This is a genomic window from Pseudomonas abietaniphila, from assembly GCF_039697315.1.
GTDB lineage: Bacteria > Pseudomonadota > Gammaproteobacteria > Pseudomonadales > Pseudomonadaceae > Aquipseudomonas > Aquipseudomonas abietaniphila_B.
In genome coordinates, this window is record NZ_CP155619.1 from 3,204,222 (window position 1) to 3,222,926 (window position 18,705).

The window sequence follows — 18,705 nt, forward strand, 5'->3', positions numbered from 1 at the left end:
CACCAGGCGGGTATTCGCAGACGGAATCTGCGAATACCCACGCGGCCTTAAACCTTGATGGCCAAAATGGCAGGGCGCCCGTCAGTACGGTCGGCGCCGGCAATCAAAAGTTGATGGGGCGTCGTGTTGACTACGCCATACCCCAGCGTGGAAAAAAACACCGCGTCGGACAACGTGCCGAAACCTTGGGTGCTTGCAAACGTGTCATCAATTTTTCCGTCGGACGTGAATCGGCCCACGACCGGCCAGATGCTTGTCGGATAGGTACCACCTTCTCCGACCGCGACGATCTTGTTGTCAGCGCCACTCAGAAATAAAGCTGCGTTCCATTTATTAAGATCGCCGGGCACCATGTCATCAAACCTGGGAATACCGCCGTTGAACTCGGGATCCGGTTGTCCACTATCGCTGTAGACAGCCAGCATTCCCTGATGGCCTACCTCACCGCGCGGAACTCTATTGCCTGATATAACGTATTTGTCTGATGAAGGCTCAACACTTTGCGGGTCCATGTGACGGTCGCCGGAGGTTATCAACGCTGCGCCTCCGTTGCCGAACGACTCATCAATGAGGCCGTTTTCATCGAATCGCATAAGCCAACCGTCCCTTAACCCGACGTCATTCGTCAGGTACCCGGACGCGATAAATTTTTTATCGGCAACACGAGTCAGATTTGAAATCGAATGCCGCATAAGGTTATCGAATTTAAGCATACCGCCATCGCCGAAACTGCTGTCAAGTTTACCGGCGTCCGTCATTTTTACGATATAAGAAGTCTGCGTATCTTCAAACAGCCCGATGATCGGGGCAAATAGGCTTCCATCAACATTAAACACGCATTCCCTTACGAAGAATCCGTTGGCCGGCGCAAGCAAAGTGCGAAGGTTCAATACACCGTTGAGGCCAAAGCGACTGTCTACTGCACCATTGGACAAGAATCTCATCATAGTGCCCGTTTCGGTGCCAGAGGCGAAATTAAGGGTGCTGCCCCAGATGGTTATATTACCCGTTTCACTTTCATGTGCGCCGCGAATGATAAACATCGTACCGGGCGGCAGGACGACCTCAATGTAACCACTCTGATTCGGACCAAACGATATATCCAGTACGCCGTTACAGTCGAACCTGGCGATGTTTGCATGATACTGGGCAGGTTGCGGTATCCCCCTTGTCTGATAGTAGACGGCCAGAAAAGTATCCGCTTTCGCGGTGCTAGGAATGACACAGCTTACCCAGCCCTGTTGTTCGTTAAAAGGCAGCTTCAGCTTTCCATTAACACCAAATGTTGTGTCATATTCAAGCAAAGGCAGCGGAGCGGTTGCCTTACCAGAGCTGCTCGCGTTCTGCGGACTTTGCATTTCCTGTTGAGAACTCAGCCATTTTATTTGGGGTTTAGTCGTGGTCATTGCGCTTTCCTTGCGTTCGTTAAAGATAAATAAGTGTTGATCAGCTGATGTGTAGGTTGATCGAAATGGCTCCATACCGCGCTGATAATTGCGGGCCATGTGCACACTGCTCGCCTCGTATACCTTTAGCGCAAATACCGCAGCCTGATCGTTATAGTTGCCCGCGCAAAGGATTTGCTGCGGACCGCTGATCACCACTTTTGTGTGACTGGCTGGAACGATTATCGCGTTGGCTGGGCTACAGAAGTGTGCGCTTCCCGCTAGCGTGTCGTCGGGCTCTCCAGTGGGCAAAAACCGGCCAATGACGGACCAGTTTGGGGCGGTTGGGCCTTCGTTCCCACTACCGCTGACAATGATCCGTGAATCGACTCGCTGGCTAGCCGTCGTCCATTCATCAATCATCGTTCCAAATGTATAGACAGCGGCGTTTCCTCCATTAAACCTGGTATCCGGCACCCCTGCGGACGTGTACTGCCAAAGAAGACTGTCCATGTCCAGATCCGAAGCCTCACGGAACCCACTGATGATCACGCCTTCCTGATCGTCGTTGGGCGCAGCAACGTTGATGTATGTTTTTGGCTTGACTGAAACGATGGCCGTTCCTCTTTCTCCAAAATCGGTGTCCAGAACGCCATTGATATTGAATTTCCGCAGAAAGCCATATTGACGGTCATCATCCAGCGCATCTCCATACGCGATTAAACTGGCACCGTGGTTGATGGTTATCAGGCCCATCAGGTTGCAAGAGTTACCCACCGCTATCTCAAGCAGTCCGCCGTTGGCAAAGCTTTCATCAAGAAAACCTTCAGGGGTCAATCGCAGTATCCAGTGAGGGTAGTACGGTGCGGCGAGTCGATGACAGGCAACGTTCAGGCTGTTGTCTGGATTAACACTGACGCTTGTTGAAAAGGCAAGCTGCACCGGAACGTTTGCAACAGCGTTCAATAAGCAGTGACCGTTCGTGCCGAACGTCAAATCTGGTCTGCCAGCAGGCGTCAGTTTGGAAATGATCGAAACAAGCGTTCTGTCCTCAGGGGATTCATAGGTGCCCCAGATAAAGATTTCCCCGTTAGCCGTTTCTTTAATGCCATTAAGGTCGCAATATCCGTCCGATCGACCGAACCGAAATTCGACCATACCTGTATTGTTCTCGCCGAAGGACGTGTCCGGTTGCCCGGTGCTGTTGAAGCGAATAATTCCGCAGGTGTTCGCAATACTCGGGTTGTAGAGGCCTTGAAACGTGGCCAGAAATGACTTTTCGTTCGCAACTGATTGAATGATTGCGCTTGCCCAGCCGGGCTTTACACCATTGAATTCGATGAGCAGTCGGCCATCAGAGCCGAAATCCGTATCGTATTCAGCATCCGGAAAAGGCGCCACTTTCGTATTTTTCCCGCGGCTGTCGCCAAGCGTTTTTTTCCTCAAATCCAGAGTTCGTTTGGCTCTTTCATTTCGTGATTGTTGAAAAAGAAATTCGGGATTGTTCATCGGGACATTCCTTGTAGAGTGAACAGGGTCGATTAGTGTTTATGTATGATCTATCGCACCACCGCTTGAAGCATGGGTGGGCAGTTTTACTTCATTATATTTAGCTGGCAGGATGCGTTAGATTGATTCGAAGTAATCACACTTAGTCGTCATTGCAAACCCGTACTCAATTTCTTACCGCCACTTCATGAGGCGCCAGGTAATGCGGCTCGATGCCGCATCCAGGCATGACCCTCAAGCGTTTAATGTCCGCATTCACCTTCGCAGCGGCGAGCGTCGCTATGGTTCACGCGGTGGCGGCGGTTGACCCTGTTCGGGCGTAACTCGGTATAGCCTGACCGCGCGCGATGCCAATGACAAAGAAGTCGAGATCAGCCTGGGCAAGGTGGTGCACGCTTACCAACCCAATACCATGGGCGGCGGCATCTTTGGCGGCCTGATGCCAATGGTCGTGACGCTAATGCTGAAAGCCTACCCGATGGGGCCGACCTGGTACGTGGCGGGGCTATGCGTGTTGGGGATGGTGATCGGGCTGTATCTGCTGCGCTCAAAGAGCATGGGGCAGTAAGGCCGACTCCTGCGTAGAACGAGGGGCAGGCTGACAAAGCCTGCCCGTTCCCATCAAACCTTCACGGCGAACACCGCAGGTATCCCGTTATATCTGCCTGCAAAAAGAACCTGCTGCGGCCCAGTGATGAGCATGCTCGTGCCACCGACTGGGAATTCGGTAGCATAAGGCGGAGTACAGAAGTGCAGTTCGCCGCCATACGTGTCATCAGGTTGGCCGTTCACTAAGAACCGACCAATTACTGTCCAATCCTAGTCTAGTGAGTTTCCAGAACCAATTGCGATGACTTTTCCATCATCTCGCTGCATGGCAGATACCCAGATGTCTGCCCGGGTGCCGAAGTCATGCGTCACCGGCTGCCCTTCGTTGAACCCAGGATCAGGGTTTCCTTTAAGATCGTATTTCCATAAAAAGCTGTTCAAGTTCGATATTACACCTCCCATCCCTGCAGCGATCAGCTGTTTTCCGTCAGGTGACGCGAATAAGGAGTCAACGTAAATTTCCTGTTGAGAGGGAATGACCGCTACTCCGTTGGTTCCGAATCCCGAGTCGACGACTCCCCCTCGGGTAAACATTTTGAGGAAGCCAAAAGTTTTACCGTTTTCTATAAAGATTCCGTACGCCAGTATGCCTTCGCTTAAACTGTCCTTGTGTATGATTCCGCTCAGGCTCGTGGACCCAGGCCCGCCGAATGTGACTTCAAGAAACCCATCTTTTTGAAATTTTTTATCAAGTAAACCTTCGGGGGTGATCTTTATAATCAATGGGGATCCGGATGACCCGCTCGGCCTTCTACACGCAACATTCAGGCTGCCGTCCGAGTTAATGACGACACACTCGTAGCTGGGTAGATTGAGCGGGACGCTGGCGATCAAGTCTAGTCTGCAGTGTCCATTTGACCCGAAACTTTCATCAGTTGTCCCATCTGGCGCAATCTTGGAGATAATGTAGAACAGGACATTATCAGCATATCGCTCATAACTGCCCCATACGAAAATGCTGCCGTCATCACACTCCTCTATACCGGTGAAGTTGCAATATCCGTCAGACTGTCCAAAGCGGAATTCAAGTATCCCCGTACCCTGATTTCCAAAAGATGTATCAAGGTTTCCGCTCTGATCAAATCGTGCGATGCCACCGATATTGGGAACGCTTGTAGTGTGGTATCCCTCTATAGTTGCCAAGTAGTGTTGTTTGAGGGTCTTGCATTCAACGATATTGCTCGCCCAACCTGCATGAACTCCGTTGAAACCAAGCAACAGTTTCCCATTGGCTCCAAAGCTTGCATCGTACTCTGCCGGCGGGAAGGGGGATGCTTTGACACTTGACATGCCTTCTTCTTCGTTGGGTTGCGATCTAACCTTACGTAGTTTTAATATTTTCTCGTGCATGAAATTTTGCTGTACAGGGTCCATTTGAAATCTCCGGATGTTGATCGGACTGAGTCCGCAATACACTAAGACGCACAGCCCTGTGCGTCATCGATAGTCTAGTTATTCCGATGCACGTTTCTAATAATGATTCGAAGTTAAGGCATGCCTTTAATCGCGATTACGAAGCTGACGTTGACGTTGCTCATTAATCAATTTTCAGAATTTACCTTGCGAAAGGAATATGCGTATTGGGCTGGCAGCGTGCTGAGACACCGAACTGTCAAATCCTGGACGTCTTTCGAAGACGTCCCTTCATCTCTTTGTCATAATCCCGTCATAGAGTAGTCACAAGGCCACCACAGACCCGGCCAACCCCTTACCTCGCCAGGAGCCAGGCATGACACTCAAGCGTTTGATGTCCGCATTCACCTTCGCAGCGGCGAGCGTCGCTACGGTTCACGCGGTGGCGGCGGTTGACCCTGCGATCAAGCCTTACGTCAAAACCACGGGTGTGTCCGGCAACCTTTCCAGCGTGGGCTCCGACACGTTGGCGAACTTGATGACGATGTGGGCCGAGGCGTACAAAAAAGAGTATCCGAGCGTCAACATTCAGATTCAGGCTGCCGGGTCGTCGACGGCGCCGCCGGCGCTGACGGAGGGCACTGCCACGCTGGGGCCGATGAGCCGCAAGATGAAGGACGGCGAGCTGTCCGCCTTCGAGCAAAAGTACGGCTACAAGCCGACGGCGATTCCGGTTGCGGTGGATGCACTGGCGATATTTGTTCACAAGGACAACCCGATCAAGGGGCTGACGCTGCAGCAAGTGGACGCGATTTTCTCGGCGACCCGCTTGTGTGGCGCCAAGGCTGACGCGAAAACCTGGGGTGATATCGGTGTGACCGGTGACCTGGCAGGCAAGTCGATCCAGCTGTTCGGGCGTAACTCGGTGTCCGGCACCTACGGCTATTTCAAGGAAGAGGCCTTATGCAAAGGTGACTTCAAACCCAACGTTAACGAGCAACCCGGTTCGGCGTCGGTGGTGAGTTCGATCAGTAGCTCGCTCAACGGCATCGGCTACTCAGGTATCGGTTATAAAACGTCCAGCGTGCGCACCGTGCCACTGGCGAAGAAAGAGGGCGGCGAGTTCATCGAAGACAACGAAGTCAACGCGCTGAACGGCACGTATCCACTGGCGCGCTTCCTTTATGTCTACGTCAACAAAGCGCCAAACAAGCCGCTGAATCCATTGGAAGCGGAGTTCGTAAAATTGGTGCTGTCCAAACAGGGTCAGGAAGTTGTCATGAAAGACGGGTACATTCCTCTACCAGCCAAGGTCGTAAGCAAAGCGTTGGCTGATCTGGGGCTATAAAAACGGCGAGCGCGCGGCGCTTGCGGATAACCCTGATGCGGGGTGACAGGTTCGTCCCGCCAAAAACGAAAAAGGCCTTATGGAACGAGGCTCGCGAAACAATGAGCAGTCCGTTGCCACGATTCCGGGGCGACGGGCTTTTTTGCGTCACCACGCTGTCATGTATTTGTCATACAGAGTGGCTAGGGTGTGCGCATGAATGATTTGGCCAATTCATCGATGACCGAAAGATCCCCTCCCGAGCGCATTGATTTCAATACGCCCGAGCTGCAACGCAAGCGTCGTATTCGTGCGCTCAAGGACCGTCTGACGCGCTGGTACGTGTTGGTTGGCGGTCTTGCCGTGTTGGCCGCAATCACCCTGATCTTCTTTTATCTCGCCTATGTCGTCGCGCCGCTCTTTCAGGGGGCGAAGCTGACCGCCAACACCGTTCAAACGCCTGCCTGGATGCAGGATGCTGGCAAGCCGATGGTGCTGGTCATCGAAGAGCAGAACCAGGTCGGCATGCGCGTATCCGACAAAGGCGAAGCGCTGTTCTTTCATCTCAGTGACGGCAGCGAGCTGTCTCGTGTGGCGCTGCCGGTGCCGGCTGGCGCGCACGTTACCTCGGTTGCGCAAGACCAGCCCGGCAAGCCGTTGATCGCAGTGGGTCTGTCCAACGGTCAGGTGCTGGTGTTCAAGCATGCTTATCCGATCACGTACCCGGGCAACCAGAAAACCATCACCCCCGCCATCACGTATCCCTACGGCGAGACGCCTTTGGTGCTCGACGAAGAAGGGCGGGCGCTGGAACACGTCAACCTCAATGCCAATGACTCCACTTTGATTCTTGCGGGTGCGACCGGCACCCAGCTGCATGTGCTGTCGCTGACGCAGGCCGAAAACCTTATGACCGGCGAGACGACCAACGAGCAAAGCCGCATCGACCTGCCGCAACTGTCCGCAACCGTGAAGGCGATCTACGTCGACCCGCGTCAGCAATGGCTGTACGTGATCAATGGCCGCGCTCAAGCGGACGTTTTCAACCTTCGCGATCGCACGCTGAACGGCCGTTACAAATTGCTGGAAGACGCCAATGCCGAAACCACGGCCAGCACTCAGCTCGTCGGCGGTATCTCGCTGATGATTGGCAGCTCCAGAGGCAACATCGCGCAATGGTTCATGGCCCGTGATGTCGATGGCGAGATGCGCCTACAGCACATTCGTGACTTCAAGATGGGCGCGGCACCGATTTCGCAGATCACCGCCGAGCAACGCCGCAAGGGCTTCATCGCCATGGACACCGCCGGCAAGCTGGGTGTGTTTCACAGCACCGCACATCGCACGCTCCTGATCGACCCGGTCGCCAGCGGCCCGGCTGTCATGGGCATGTCGCCGCGAGCCGATCGCATCATTGTCGAGGACAGCGGCAAGCTGCTACCGCTGGAGCTGAAGAACCCGCACCCCGAAGTGTCGTGGAGCGCGTTGTGGGACAAGGTCTGGTACGAGAACTACGACGAGCCCAAGTACATCTGGCAGTCCACCGCGTCCAACAGTGATTTCGAGCCAAAACTGAGTTTGGCGCCGCTGACCTACGGCACGCTCAAGGCCGCGTTTTACGCGATGTTGCTGGCAGCGCCGCTGGCCGTCGCTGCGGCCATCTACACCGCGTATTTCATGGCGCCGGGCATGCGCCGCAAGGTCAAGCCGGTCATCGAGCTGATGGAAGCCATGCCGACGGTGATTCTCGGCTTCTTCGCGGGTCTGTTTCTGGCGCCTTATCTGGAAGGGCATCTGCCGGGCATCTTCAGTCTGCTGATCTTCACGCCGATCGGCATCTTGCTTGCCGGTTTTCTGTGGACCCGTCTGCCCGAGTCGATCCGCCTGCGTGTGCCGGATGGCTGGGAAAGCGCGATCCTGATCCCTGTGGTGCTGCTGGTGGGCTGGGTTTCGCTGGGCATGAGCTCGCACATGGAGAACTGGTTCTTCGGCGGCGACATGCGCTCGTGGATCACCAACGACCTGGGCATTACCTACGACCAGCGCAACGCCTTGGTGGTCGGTCTGGCGATGGGCTTTGCGGTGATTCCCAACATCTACTCCATTGCCGAAGACGCCATCTTCAGTGTGCCGCGCGGCCTGACCCTCGGCTCGCTCGCCTTGGGCGCGACGCCTTGGCAGACCTTGACCCGTGTGGTCATCCTGACCGCCAGCCCCGGCATTTTCTCGGCGTTGATGATCGGCATGGGCCGCGCGGTGGGTGAAACCATGATCGTGCTGATGGCCACCGGCAATACGCCGATCATGGACATGAACCTGTTCGAAGGCATGCGCACCCTGGCGGCCAACGTTGCGGTGGAAATGCCGGAGTCCGAAGTGGGCGGCAGTCACTACCGCGTGTTGTTCCTCGCCGCGTTGGTGCTGCTGATGTTCACCTTTGTCATGAACACCTTGGCGGAGCTGATTCGCCAGCGCCTGCGCAAGCAGTATTCGTCTCTCTAGGGCAGGTAGATATGATGAAAAAGACCTCCCTGAAGAGTTGGTTCAAAAGTGGCGGCCCCGGTGTCTGGTTGAGTGCGGGCGCTGTTTCTATCGCGGTGATCATGACCATCGGCCTGTTGGCCGTGATTGCCGTGCGCGGCCTTGGGCATTTCTGGCCTGCTGACGTGATCTCTGCGCACTACGACGTGCCTGGCCAGGAAAAGCATGTGCTGGTGGGCGAGCTGGTGCAGTCCGAGCAAGTGCCGCGTGCCCGCCTCAAGGCCGCCGGTCTTTCGGTCCCGGATCAGGGGCCTGAGTTCATGACGCGCGATCTGTTCAAGGTCGGTAACCGCGACATCAGCCCCAGCGATTTCAACTGGGTGATCGGCGAGTGGCTCACCGATCAGACCAAACCTGCCGAACTGATGACGATTGAACGCCGCGAGTGGGGCAATTTCTACGGCTACCTGGTCAACGTCAAAGAGAACGGTAGCGTCGTTGCCCTGGGAGAAGCGGCCTGGCCGCAACTGCAGGAACGTATCAAGCGGGTGCAGGCGATCTCGGACGAACTGGACGGTCTGGAAAAGTCAGACATCGGGGCCATCAACCACGGTATCGAACGCCTGCGTCTGCAAGCCCGCAAACTCGAACTGAACGGCAAGCTCGACGCCGAAGCGCAGGCCGACATGGCCTCGGAGCGCGCTGAGTACGATGCTCGCTACAAGGACATCGAATCGCGCCTCGCTGCGTTGCACGCCGACTTCAACCGCGACAGCCTGACCGCGCGCGACGCCAACGGTAAAGAAGTCGAGATCAGCCTGGGTAAGGTGGTGCACGCTTACCAACCCAATGCCATGGGGGTCGGTACCAAGCTGGGTTTCTATTTCCAGAAACTGTGGGAATTCCTCAGCGACGACCCGCGCGAGGCGAATACCGAAGGCGGGATCTTCCCGGCGATTTTCGGCACGGTAATGATGACGCTGATCATGGCGGTGATCGTGACGCCATTCGGCGTGCTCGCGGCGGTCTACCTGCGTGAGTATGCCCGCCAAGGGCCGGTCACCCGACTGATCCGCATTGCGGTGAACAACCTCGCAGGCGTTCCGGCCATTGTCTACGGCGTGTTTGGTCTGGGCTTTTTCGTCTATGTGCTGGGCGGCTCGCTGGACCAGCTGTTTTTCCCCGAGGCGCTTCCAGCCCCGACCTTCGGTACACCGGGCCTGCTGTGGGCGTCGTTGACCTTGGCGCTGCTGGCGGTGCCGGTGGTGATCGTCGCCACGGAAGAAGGTCTGGCGCGTATCCCTTTGAGCCTGCGTGAAGGTTCGCTGGCGCTGGGGGCGACCAAGGCCGAAACGTTGTGGAAGATCGTGCTGCCCATGGCCAGTCCGGCCATGATGACGGGCCTGATCCTGGCCGTAGCGCGCGCAGCGGGGGAGGTTGCCCCGCTGATGCTGGTCGGCGTGGTCAAGCTGGCACCGTCGCTGCCGCTGGACGGCAACTACCCGTATCTGCACCTCGACCAGAAGATCATGCACTTGGGCTTCCACATCTACGACGTCGGCTTTCAGAGCCCCAACGTCGAGGCGGCGCGGCCGTTGGTGTACGCCACGGCGTTGTTGCTGGTGCTGGTGATCGCGTTGTTGAACCTGTCAGCGGTGACGATCCGTAATCGCCTGCGCGAGAAGTACAAGGCGCTGGAAGAATGATGAAAGCCACAAGCGGCAAGCCACACTCGGCCAGTCAAAGGCCGCACGCCGCTTCTGCTCGAAACTTGCAGCTTGCAGCTCGATGCTCGCAGCTACGAATGGAGTGAGAACATGCAGCAAGAACCCCACACCCACGGCATCAACATGTCGGCATTGGGTCGCAAGCGCCAGGGACTGGACCTGGCCAGCGAAGCCGTTGCGCTGGAAGTGCCGGGCCTGAGCCTGTTTTACGGCGAAAAGCAGGCGCTGTTCGACATTCAGATGAACATCCCGAAACAGCGCGTCACGTCGTTCATCGGACCGTCTGGCTGCGGCAAGTCCACGTTGCTGCGCACCTTCAACCGGATGAACGATCTGGTCGATGGCTGCCGTGTGCAGGGCGAGATCAAACTTTACGGGCATGACATTTACACCAAGGGCGAAGACGTCGCCGAGCTGCGGCGTCGCGTGGGCATGGTGTTCCAGAAGCCCAACCCGTTCCCCAAGACCATTTACGAGAACGTCGTTTATGGCCTACGGATTCAGGGCATCAACAAGAAACGCACGCTCGACGAGGCTGTCGAGTGGGCACTGCGCGGCGCGGCGTTGTGGGATGAGGTCAAGGACCGCCTGCACGAGTCAGCGCTCGGACTTTCGGGTGGTCAGCAGCAACGTCTGGTGATCGCCCGCACTATCGCCGTCGAACCCGAGGTACTGCTGCTGGACGAGCCGTGCTCCGCGCTTGACCCGATTTCGACGTTAAAAGTCGAAGAGCTGATCTACGAACTGAAATCCAAATACACCATTGTGATCGTTACCCACAACATGCAGCAGGCGGCGCGCGTGTCGGATTACACCGCGTTTCTGTACATGGGCAAGGTGGTCGAGTTCGGGGACACCGATACGTTGTTCACCAATCCGACCAAAAAACAGACTGAAGACTACATAACCGGTCGTTACGGCTAGCACGTGTTTCGTCAGCCCTGAACCACCGCGCAATCAATCGGACGGACACTCAGCATGATCAAAGACAGCCATACACATCACATCTCCCAGCAGTTCAACGCTGAACTGGAAGAAGTTCGCAGCCACCTGCTGGAAATGGGTGGTCTGGTCGAGAAGCAGGTCAACGACGCGGTCACCGCACTGATCGACGCCGACTCGGGCCTTGCCCAGCGCGTCCGTGAAGTCGACGACCGCATCAACCAGATGGAGCGCAACATCGACGAAGAGTGCCTGCGCATTCTGGCCCGTCGTCAGCCTGCCGCTTCGGACCTGCGCCTGATCATCAGCATCTCCAAGTCCGTTATCGACCTGGAGCGCATCGGTGACGAGTCCACCAAGATCGCGCGCCGCGCCATCCAGCTGTGCGAGGAAGGCGAGTCGCCGCGGGGTTACGTGGAAGTGCGCCACATCGGCGACCAGGTTCGCAGCATGGTGCGTGATGCCCTCGACTCGTTCGCCCGTTTCGACGCCGATCTGGCCCTGTCGGTGGCGCAATACGACAAGACCATCGACCGCGAGTACAAGACCGCGCTGCGTGAGCTGGTGACGTACATGATGGAAGACCCGCGCTCGATTTCCCGCGTCCTGAACGTGATCTGGGTGCTGCGCTCGCTGGAACGCATCGGTGACCATGCCCGCAACATCTCGGAGCTGGTGATCTATCTGGTGCGCGGCACCGACGTGCGTCACCTGGGCCTCAAGCGCATGCAGGAAGAAGTCAAAGGTCTGTCCGCCGAAATACCTAATGTTCCGGGCGCACCTGACGATAAGTAAGATTGCCTGAGAAAAAACGCCTGGCGAACGCCGGGCGTTTTTGTTTCTGCAGGCACCTCTTTTTTCGGTCACCCGCGAATAAATGTCCCGGTGTCGTCAAACAATTTGGCAGTTGGCCACCAGCCAGCGATATGCTCGCCATTTGCGGTGAACACGCCATCAGGAGCGTCGATGAGTAAAGTCAGTGTATTGGTGGTGGATGACGCGCCGTTCATCCGCGATCTGGTCAAGAAAGGGCTGCGTAACGCGTTCCCTGGCGTCACCCTGGAAGATGCCGTCAATGGCCGTAAAGCCCAGGTGTTGCTCACCAAAGAGGCCTTCGACCTGGTCCTGTGCGATTGGGAAATGCCTGAGATGTCCGGGCTGGAGTTGCTGACCTGGTGCCGTCAGCAGGAAAGCCTGAAAAACATGCCGTTCATCATGGTCACCAGCCGTGGTGACAAGGAAAACGTGATCCAGGCGATCCACGCCGGTGTTTCCGACTTCATCGGCAAGCCGTTCACCAACGAACAGTTGCTGACCAAGGTCAAGAAAGCGCTGCACAAAGTCGGCAAGCTGGAGGCCCTGATGACCGGCGCCCCGGCGCGCGCCAACGCAGCCTTCGCCAATGACTCGCTGAGCGCCCTGACCGGTAATCGCCCTGAAACGGTCAGCGCGACGCCGACTGCTGCGGCTGCGGCTGCGCCTGCACAGCCCTTGATCAAGCCCATGGCCAAGCCCGCTGCGGCTGCAGAGCCAACGGGTCGGGGTCAGGGGCAGTTGCGTCTTTCCAGCGGCACTCAGCAGTGCGTGATCAAGGCGCTGAGCCTCAAGGAGGCGTCGCTGGTGGTGCGTCGCAGTGAAACCCTGCCGCAGATCCTCGACAGCGCCGTGCTCGACCTGGAGCAAGGCGAGAACGCCGAAGTGGCGCGTCTGAACGGTTACCTGCACGCCATTGCCGCATTCGAGCAGAAACCGGACAGCGACTGGCTGCAACTGACCTTCCGTTTCGTCGACCAGGACACCCAGAAGCTCGACTACCTGTCGCGTCTGATCGCACGTGGCACGGCGCAGAAGCACTTCGTGCCCGGAGCCTGATTCTGCTAACGCTGCAGAACCTGTAGGAGCAGTCGGAGGTTACGACGGCCGCGAATGCGATTTATCTGACACATCGCAATTCGCCACCGTCGTAACCTCCGGCAGCTCCTACAGTGGTTTGCGCGACCTGACAGCGATCCGACCCATCTTTATACTGTACGATTATCGCGAATCAACGCGCTTCCTCAGGCATTTGTTTCCAAGATATTCCTTTGTCAGCCCGACGAACTGCACTCCCTGCAAGCATAGAATTTGCAATTGTTCTCGCACCTGACCCTGACGCGATTTCCTTGACGCTTCGTCTATTACCGATTGATACGGATGAGTCCTTTTCTATCGGTTTCGCTGTTAGGCTGGCCCCCATTGTCCCCCAAGCCAGGCCTATCCAGATGTTAGAGCGCTTGCTGACGGTGTGTGTATTGCTTCTGGCTGCGCAATCGGCCGCAGCCGTCACCATCTACAGATTCACCGACGCCAACGGAGTGGTTTCGTTTACCGATCAACCCGTTCCTGGCGCGCAGGTGATGAAACTGCGAGAGCGCATGGTTGAGCGCATCGACAGTCAGGTGCGCCTGAACGTCAAGAAAGCCAAAGGCACCGACAGCCTGTACGTGCGCAACGACCTATATGCGCCGGTCGAGATCGAGCTGCGATTGTCTGGCGTGAAAAACGTGGTCGGCGTCGCTGATCAGGTCATCCGCCGCACCATTCCTGCCCGCAGCAACGAACGATTGCTCGCCCTGAGCCCGCAAATCCCCAGCAAGGCCATGTCCTACAAACCGAGCCTGCGCTCGATTGTCGGCGATCCCCAGCGCAGCGTTTCAGCCGGCGGGCTGGCCTACCGTTATCCGCTGCCGTGGGTGGGCGGTCCTTTCCGCATCAGTCAGGGGCCTAATGGTTCGTACAGCCACGTAGGCGCCAAGAGCCGTTACGCCATCGACATTGCCATGCCCGAAGGCACGCAGATCATTGCAGCCCGCAGCGGCACGGTAATCAAGACCGAGAACGGTCAATCCGGACGTGGCGCGAACCCGTCGGGCAACTTCGTGCGCATCCTTCATGACGACGGCACCATGGGTGTTTACCTGCACCTGATGCAGGGATCGGTCAGCGTGAAGGAAGGTGAGCGAGTGGCGGTGGGCACGCCGCTTGGGCGCTCAGGCAATACGGGCAACAGCACAGGCCCGCACCTGCACTTCGTGGTGCAACGCAACGTGGGGCTGGCGCTGGAGTCGATTCCGTACGAGTTCGCACGGCCGGTGCAGAACCTGCCGAATTTCGCCATCGGCGGGAACTGACCGGTTCCGTAGGCTGACTCGGTCCATTGTAGGAGCGCGCTTGCCCGCGATAGGTTGTTTCAGGCGATAAACAGGCCTGAGCTAGACCGCAATCGCGGGCAAGCGCGCTCCTACAGGGACTTAGGTCCATTCAGAAGCACATCAATCCAGCTTCAACACCTTCGCCAGCACGATCTTCGGGCCTTTCATCTTTTTGATGATGATGCGCAGGCCTTCGACTTCCATCACTTCCTCTTCCTCAGGCACACGCTTGAGGCTGTCGTAGATCAGGCCCGCGAGGGTTTCCGCCTCGACGTGATCCAGATCGATGCCCAGCAGGCGTTCGATCTTGAACAGTGGCGTATCACCGCGCACCAGCAACTTGCCCGGCTGATAGGCGAGGATGCCGCGTTCTGCCTTGCGGTGTTCGTCCTGAATGTCACCGACCAGGACTTCCAGCACGTCTTCCATGGTCAGGTAACCGATGATCTTGCCATCGGCCTCTTCAACCACGGCGAAGTGTGCGCCGCCCTGACGGAACTGCTCCAGCAGGCGCGACAACGGCATGTGCTTGGACACGCGCTCCAGTGGGCGCGTCAGCTCATCGAGGTTGAACGATTCGGGAATGTGATCCAGCGCCGCCAGCTCCAGCAGCAGGTCCTTGATGTGCAGCAGGCCGACGAACTCGTTGCGCTGTGCGTCATACACCGGATAGCGGCTGAATTTGTGACGGCGGAACAGTGCGAGGATCTCTTTGAGCGGAGCGTTGCAGTCCAGCGTGACCAGGTCTTCCCTGGAGTTCGCCCAGTCGACCACTTCCAGCTCGCCCATTTCCACGGCCGAGGCCAGCACGCGCATGCCCTGGTCGCTCGGGTCCTGACCTCGGCTGGAGTGCAGAATCAGCTTGAGTTCGTCGCGGCTGTAGTGATGTTCGTGATGCGGGCCGGGTTCGCCCTGGCCTGCAATACGCAGAATGCCGTTGGCGCTGGCGTTGAGCAGGTAGATGGCCGGGTACATGGCCCAGTAAAACAGATACAGCGGAACGGCCGTCCACAACGACAGCAGTTCAGGCTTGCGGATGGCCCAGGATTTCGGAGCCAGCTCGCCGACCACGATGTGTAAATAGGAAATCACGAAGAAGGCGGAGAAAAACGAAACGCCCTTGATCACTTCGGGCGAACCAACGCCCATGGCTTCCAGCAGTGGCGCCAACAGGTGCGCGAAAGCGGGTTCACCGACCCAGCCCAAGCCCAGCGAGGCGAGCGTGATGCCCAGCTGACAGGCTGAAAGATAAGCGTCGAGCTGGCTGTGAACAGTGCGAAGGATGCGGCCGCGCCAGCCGTTTTTCTCGGCGATGGATTCCACGCGCGTGGAGCGCAGTTTGACCATGGCGAACTCTGCTGCGACGAAAAAGCCGTTGAGCAGGACCAGAATCATTGCAAAGAGAATCATGCCGAAGTCGGCGAAAATTGACGCGAAGCTAATACCTGGGGAAGGGTCCATGATGGGGTTTTGCGGGTTCCGTTTTGAAAAGGGATGAAATAAGCCCTCACAAATGGAGGGCATAAGCGATGCAATTTAGCGGCTATCCGCCAGCAATACTAGGGCTTGGTCATCTGGATGGGGGCAAAGTTGCAGATGAATACGCTGCCCTTGCCCGGCACGCTGTTGATCTCCAACGCGCCGCGATGGCGAAGTAACACATGCTTGACGATCGCTAGCCCCAGGCCTGTGCCGCCGGTATTGGAAGCCCGGCTGGAATCCACTCGATAGAAACGCTCGGTCAGGCGCGGGATATGTTTGGGGTCGATGCCGATCCCGGAGTCCTGCACGCTCAGGTGCGCGCCTCGGCCATCGGCCCACCAGCGGATACGGATTTTGCCTTCGGCGGGCGTGTACTTTACGGCGTTGAAAATCAGGTTGGAGAATGCACTGCGCAGTTCCGCTTCACTCCCTTTCAGGCTCCACTCGCTTTCCACATCCAGGGTGATTTCCTGATTCTTGGCGCCAGACAGGGCCTGCGCATCGTTTTTGATGCTCTGCAGTAAGGCCGGTACGGCGACAGGCTGGTTGTCCGAGGGGTAATCCGTCGCCTCAAGCTTGGCGAGCAGCAGCAGGTCGTTGAGCAACGTCTGCATGCGGCCGCCTTGTTGCTGCATCTGTTGCAAAGCACGGACCCAGCGCGGGTTCACCTCCTCCACGTTATCCAGCAGCGTTTCCAGGTAACCGCAGATCACCGTTAATGGCGTGCGCAGTTCATGGGAGACGTTGGCCACGAAGTCCTTGCGCATTTGCTCCAGCAGATGAAGACGCGTCACGTCACGCACCAGCATCAGGTGTTCGTTGTTGCCGTAGCGAGTGATCAACATCTGAATGCGCAGGCGATCGTTGACCGGAGAAGGGATCTCCAGCGGTTCGGCGTAATTGGCGAGCTCGAAGTATTCCTTGAAGCGCGGATGGCGCACCAGATTGGTCACGGGCTGGCCGCTGTCCTGAGGTGTTTTCAGACCCAGCAGGGTTTCAGCAGCGCGGTTCCACCATTCCAGGTTGCCTTCGCTGTCGAGCATGATCACGGCGTCTTTCAGGGCCGCCGTGGACTCTTGAACCCGGTCGATAACGGCTTGCAGACGACCGCGCACACGCTGATCGCGGCGTTGCAGGTGATAGATGCTGTCGAAGACTTCGCCCCAGAGGCCGTAGCCATCGGGCGGCGGCTCATCGGGTTTGTGATGGCGTAGCCAGTCATGCAGCCTGAGCAGCTGTTTGAGGGTCCAGGCCAGGTACAGGCCCAAGCCGATTGCCAGGCACCCGCCATAACGGCCACTGATCAGCCCGGCCAGCAGCGAGGCCGTGACCAATAGCAGCAGATGGCGGATCAGGGTGCCATGCCAGTTTTGGTTCAATTAACGCGTCCTTGTCTTCAGCGATCGGAGTCGCTACCAAAAGCTGCTCAGCTTTTGGTGGAAAAACGGTAGCCAGTACCGCGGACGGTTTGTACCAGATTTTCGTAAGCATCGCCGAGGGCTTTACGCAGGCGGCGGATGTGAACGTCCACCGTGCGCTCTTCGACGTAAACGTTGCCGCCCCAGACCTGATCGAGCAGCTGGCCGCGGGTGTAGGCGCGCTCCTGGTGGGTCATGAAGAACTGCAGCAAGCGGTATTCAGTCGGGCCCATTTCGGCAGGCTTGCCGTCGATGGTGACGCGGTGGCTGATCGGGTCCAGCAGCAGACCGCCCACTTCGATGGGCGACTCACCGTCGTTAGGGCCTGCCCGGCGCAGCACGGCTTTGAGGCGCGCAACCAGTTCACGAGGAGAGAAGGGTTTGGTGATGTAATCGTCGGCGCCGACCTCAAGACCCTGGATCTTGTTGTCCTCTTCGCCTTTGGCGGTGAGCATGATGATCGGAATGTCGCCGGTCAGCTCATCACGCTTCAACCGACGCGCCAGCTCGATGCCGGATGTGCCGGGCAGCATCCAGTCGAGCAGGATCAAATCGGGTTTGCGATCGACGATGACCGCGTGGGCTTGCTGAGAGTTCTCTGCCTCCATGCAGTCATAGCCGGCCATTTCCAGTGCGACGGCGATCATCTCGCGAATCGGCGCTTCGTCGTCGACGATCAGAATGCTCCTGCCAACCATGCCTCGAACCTCATGTCATTTAACTGTCTTGGGGCGCATTAGATAACGGAATTATTGCAGTCGTGTGACAGGTTAGTTCGAACGAGGCGCATTGCCCGGTCTAGCGCTAAGCTTGTGGTCTTGTCCTACAACGTTTGTCCAACCAACGACTAACAAAAAGGGAAAATACCGATGGCTAAAATTTCTTCTGCTTTTATGGGCATTTTTGCTGCAGCTGCTCTGGCCTCGTCCGGGATGGCGTTTGCTCACCATCAGGCAGATACCAAAGATGGCGTCCTGGTCGATAAAAAGGGCATGACTCTTTACACGTTCGACAAAGACACCTCAGCGGGCAAATCTGTCTGCAACGATCAATGTGCAACCAACTGGCCGCCGCTGATGGCCGGTGCCAGCGATAAAGCCGAGGGCGACTGGACGATCATCAAGCGTGACGACGGTGCATCACAGTGGGTCTACAAAGGCAAGCCGTTGTATACCTTCAAGAACGACAAGGCCGCGGGTGACAAGACCGGCGACGGCAAGGGCGACGTCTGGCACGTCGCTAAACCCTGATTTGACGCCTCACGCTGCGTTGATCCGCCGG

The 18,705-nt window shown here is 57.2% G+C and carries 13 protein-coding genes and 1 pseudogene; 9 read left to right on the forward strand and 5 right to left on the reverse strand.

Translation table 11 applies throughout. The features are described 5' to 3' along the window. Window positions 1–47: 47 nt before the first annotated feature. Window positions 48–2,894 (reverse strand): hypothetical protein, encoded by a 2,847-nt coding sequence (locus ABDX87_RS14250; protein ID WP_346833400.1) that lies wholly within the window; start codon window positions 2,892–2,894, stop codon window positions 48–50. Between the two features lie 424 nt (window positions 2,895–3,318). Between ABDX87_RS14250 and ABDX87_RS14255 the strand changes: the two are divergent. Further along, window positions 3,319–3,462 (forward strand): annotated as a pseudogene (locus ABDX87_RS14255) (MFS transporter); the annotation flags it as partial. Between the two features lie 251 nt (window positions 3,463–3,713). On the opposite strand, the gene ABDX87_RS14260 reads toward ABDX87_RS14255, so the two are convergent. Then, a complete protein-coding gene (locus ABDX87_RS14260) occupies window positions 3,714–4,877 on the reverse strand; it encodes a hypothetical protein (RefSeq protein WP_346833401.1) in 1,164 nt (387 codons plus the stop codon). A gap of 355 nt (window positions 4,878–5,232) precedes the next feature. Here ABDX87_RS14260 and ABDX87_RS14265 point away from each other — a divergent pair, with 355 nt between their 5' ends. The 7 genes from ABDX87_RS14265 to ABDX87_RS14295 all read left to right on the forward strand — a co-directional run bounded on the left by ABDX87_RS14265 (window position 5,233) and on the right by ABDX87_RS14295 (window position 14,503). Continuing rightward, window positions 5,233–6,204 carry a phosphate ABC transporter substrate-binding protein PstS family protein gene (locus ABDX87_RS14265; protein WP_346833402.1) on the forward strand — a complete coding sequence of 324 codons (972 nt, stop codon included), beginning with the start codon at window positions 5,233–5,235 and terminating at the stop codon, window positions 6,202–6,204. Window positions 6,205–6,399: 195 nt separating this feature from the next. Then, on the forward strand, window positions 6,400–8,685 hold the full coding sequence (locus tag ABDX87_RS14270; protein ID WP_346833403.1) for an ABC transporter permease subunit: 2,286 nt from the start codon (window positions 6,400–6,402) through the stop codon (window positions 8,683–8,685). A 14-nt stretch (window positions 8,686–8,699) separates the two neighbouring features. After that, window positions 8,700–10,370: a phosphate ABC transporter permease PstA gene (gene pstA, locus ABDX87_RS14275; protein WP_346833516.1), complete on the forward strand. Its 1,671-nt coding sequence runs from the start codon at window positions 8,700–8,702 to the stop codon at window positions 10,368–10,370. Window positions 10,371–10,481: 111 nt separating this feature from the next. Continuing rightward, a complete protein-coding gene (pstB, locus tag ABDX87_RS14280) occupies window positions 10,482–11,315 on the forward strand; it encodes a phosphate ABC transporter ATP-binding protein PstB (RefSeq protein WP_346833404.1) in 834 nt (277 codons plus the stop codon). Between the two features lie 54 nt (window positions 11,316–11,369). After that, window positions 11,370–12,128, forward strand: coding sequence for a phosphate signaling complex protein PhoU (gene phoU / locus ABDX87_RS14285; protein WP_074754760.1), 759 nt, complete (start codon window positions 11,370–11,372; stop codon window positions 12,126–12,128). A 171-nt stretch (window positions 12,129–12,299) separates the two neighbouring features. Continuing rightward, window positions 12,300–13,205 carry a response regulator gene (locus ABDX87_RS14290; protein ID WP_346833405.1) on the forward strand — a complete coding sequence of 302 codons (906 nt, stop codon included), beginning with the start codon at window positions 12,300–12,302 and terminating at the stop codon, window positions 13,203–13,205. A gap of 389 nt (window positions 13,206–13,594) precedes the next feature. Further along, window positions 13,595–14,503, forward strand: a complete 909-nt coding sequence (locus ABDX87_RS14295) for a M23 family metallopeptidase (RefSeq protein WP_346833406.1) — start codon at window positions 13,595–13,597, stop codon at window positions 14,501–14,503. Window positions 14,504–14,644: 141 nt separating this feature from the next. On the opposite strand, the gene ABDX87_RS14300 is transcribed toward ABDX87_RS14295, so the two are convergent. The 3 genes from ABDX87_RS14300 to phoB form a co-directional block, all read right to left on the reverse strand. Further along, window positions 14,645–15,985 carry a hemolysin family protein gene (locus ABDX87_RS14300; protein ID WP_346833407.1) on the reverse strand — a complete coding sequence of 447 codons (1,341 nt, stop codon included), beginning with the start codon at window positions 15,983–15,985 and terminating at the stop codon, window positions 14,645–14,647. Between the two features lie 98 nt (window positions 15,986–16,083). Further along, entirely contained in the window at window positions 16,084–17,385 is a 1,302-nt protein-coding gene (phoR, locus tag ABDX87_RS14305) for a phosphate regulon sensor histidine kinase PhoR (RefSeq protein ID WP_346833408.1), read from the reverse strand. Between the two features lie 47 nt (window positions 17,386–17,432). Next, window positions 17,433–18,122 (reverse strand): phosphate regulon transcriptional regulator PhoB, encoded by a 690-nt coding sequence (phoB, locus tag ABDX87_RS14310; RefSeq protein ID WP_062379821.1) that lies wholly within the window; start codon window positions 18,120–18,122, stop codon window positions 17,433–17,435. Between the two features lie 171 nt (window positions 18,123–18,293). On the opposite strand from phoB, the gene ABDX87_RS14315 reads away from it, so the two are divergent. Then, window positions 18,294–18,674, forward strand: coding sequence for a COG4315 family predicted lipoprotein (locus tag ABDX87_RS14315; protein WP_346833409.1), 381 nt, complete (start codon window positions 18,294–18,296; stop codon window positions 18,672–18,674). The last annotated feature ends 31 nt before the right edge of the window (window positions 18,675–18,705 follow it).

Bases quoted from the DNA above. Each gene is read 5' to 3' on its own strand.
- phoU (WP_074754760.1), top strand. From the start codon at position 11,370: ATGATCAAAGACAGCCATACACATCACATCTCCCAGCAGTTCAACGCT.
- ABDX87_RS14290 (WP_346833405.1), top strand. From the start codon at position 12,300: ATGAGTAAAGTCAGTGTATTGGTGGTGGATGACGCGCCGTTCATCCGC.
- ABDX87_RS14250 (WP_346833400.1), bottom strand. From the start codon at position 2,894: ATGAACAATCCCGAATTTCTTTTTCAACAATCACGAAATGAAAGAGCC.
- phoB (WP_062379821.1), bottom strand. From the start codon at position 18,122: ATGGTTGGCAGGAGCATTCTGATCGTCGACGACGAAGCGCCGATTCGC.
- ABDX87_RS14260 (WP_346833401.1), bottom strand. From the start codon at position 4,877: ATGGACCCTGTACAGCAAAATTTCATGCACGAGAAAATATTAAAACTA.
- ABDX87_RS14265 (WP_346833402.1), top strand. From the start codon at position 5,233: ATGACACTCAAGCGTTTGATGTCCGCATTCACCTTCGCAGCGGCGAGC.
- ABDX87_RS14300 (WP_346833407.1), bottom strand. From the start codon at position 15,985: ATGGACCCTTCCCCAGGTATTAGCTTCGCGTCAATTTTCGCCGACTTC.
- ABDX87_RS14295 (WP_346833406.1), top strand. From the start codon at position 13,595: ATGTTAGAGCGCTTGCTGACGGTGTGTGTATTGCTTCTGGCTGCGCAA.
- ABDX87_RS14270 (WP_346833403.1), top strand. From the start codon at position 6,400: ATGAATGATTTGGCCAATTCATCGATGACCGAAAGATCCCCTCCCGAG.
- ABDX87_RS14315 (WP_346833409.1), top strand. From the start codon at position 18,294: ATGGCTAAAATTTCTTCTGCTTTTATGGGCATTTTTGCTGCAGCTGCT.
- pstA (WP_346833516.1), top strand. From the start codon at position 8,700: ATGAAAAAGACCTCCCTGAAGAGTTGGTTCAAAAGTGGCGGCCCCGGT.
- pstB (WP_346833404.1), top strand. From the start codon at position 10,482: ATGCAGCAAGAACCCCACACCCACGGCATCAACATGTCGGCATTGGGT.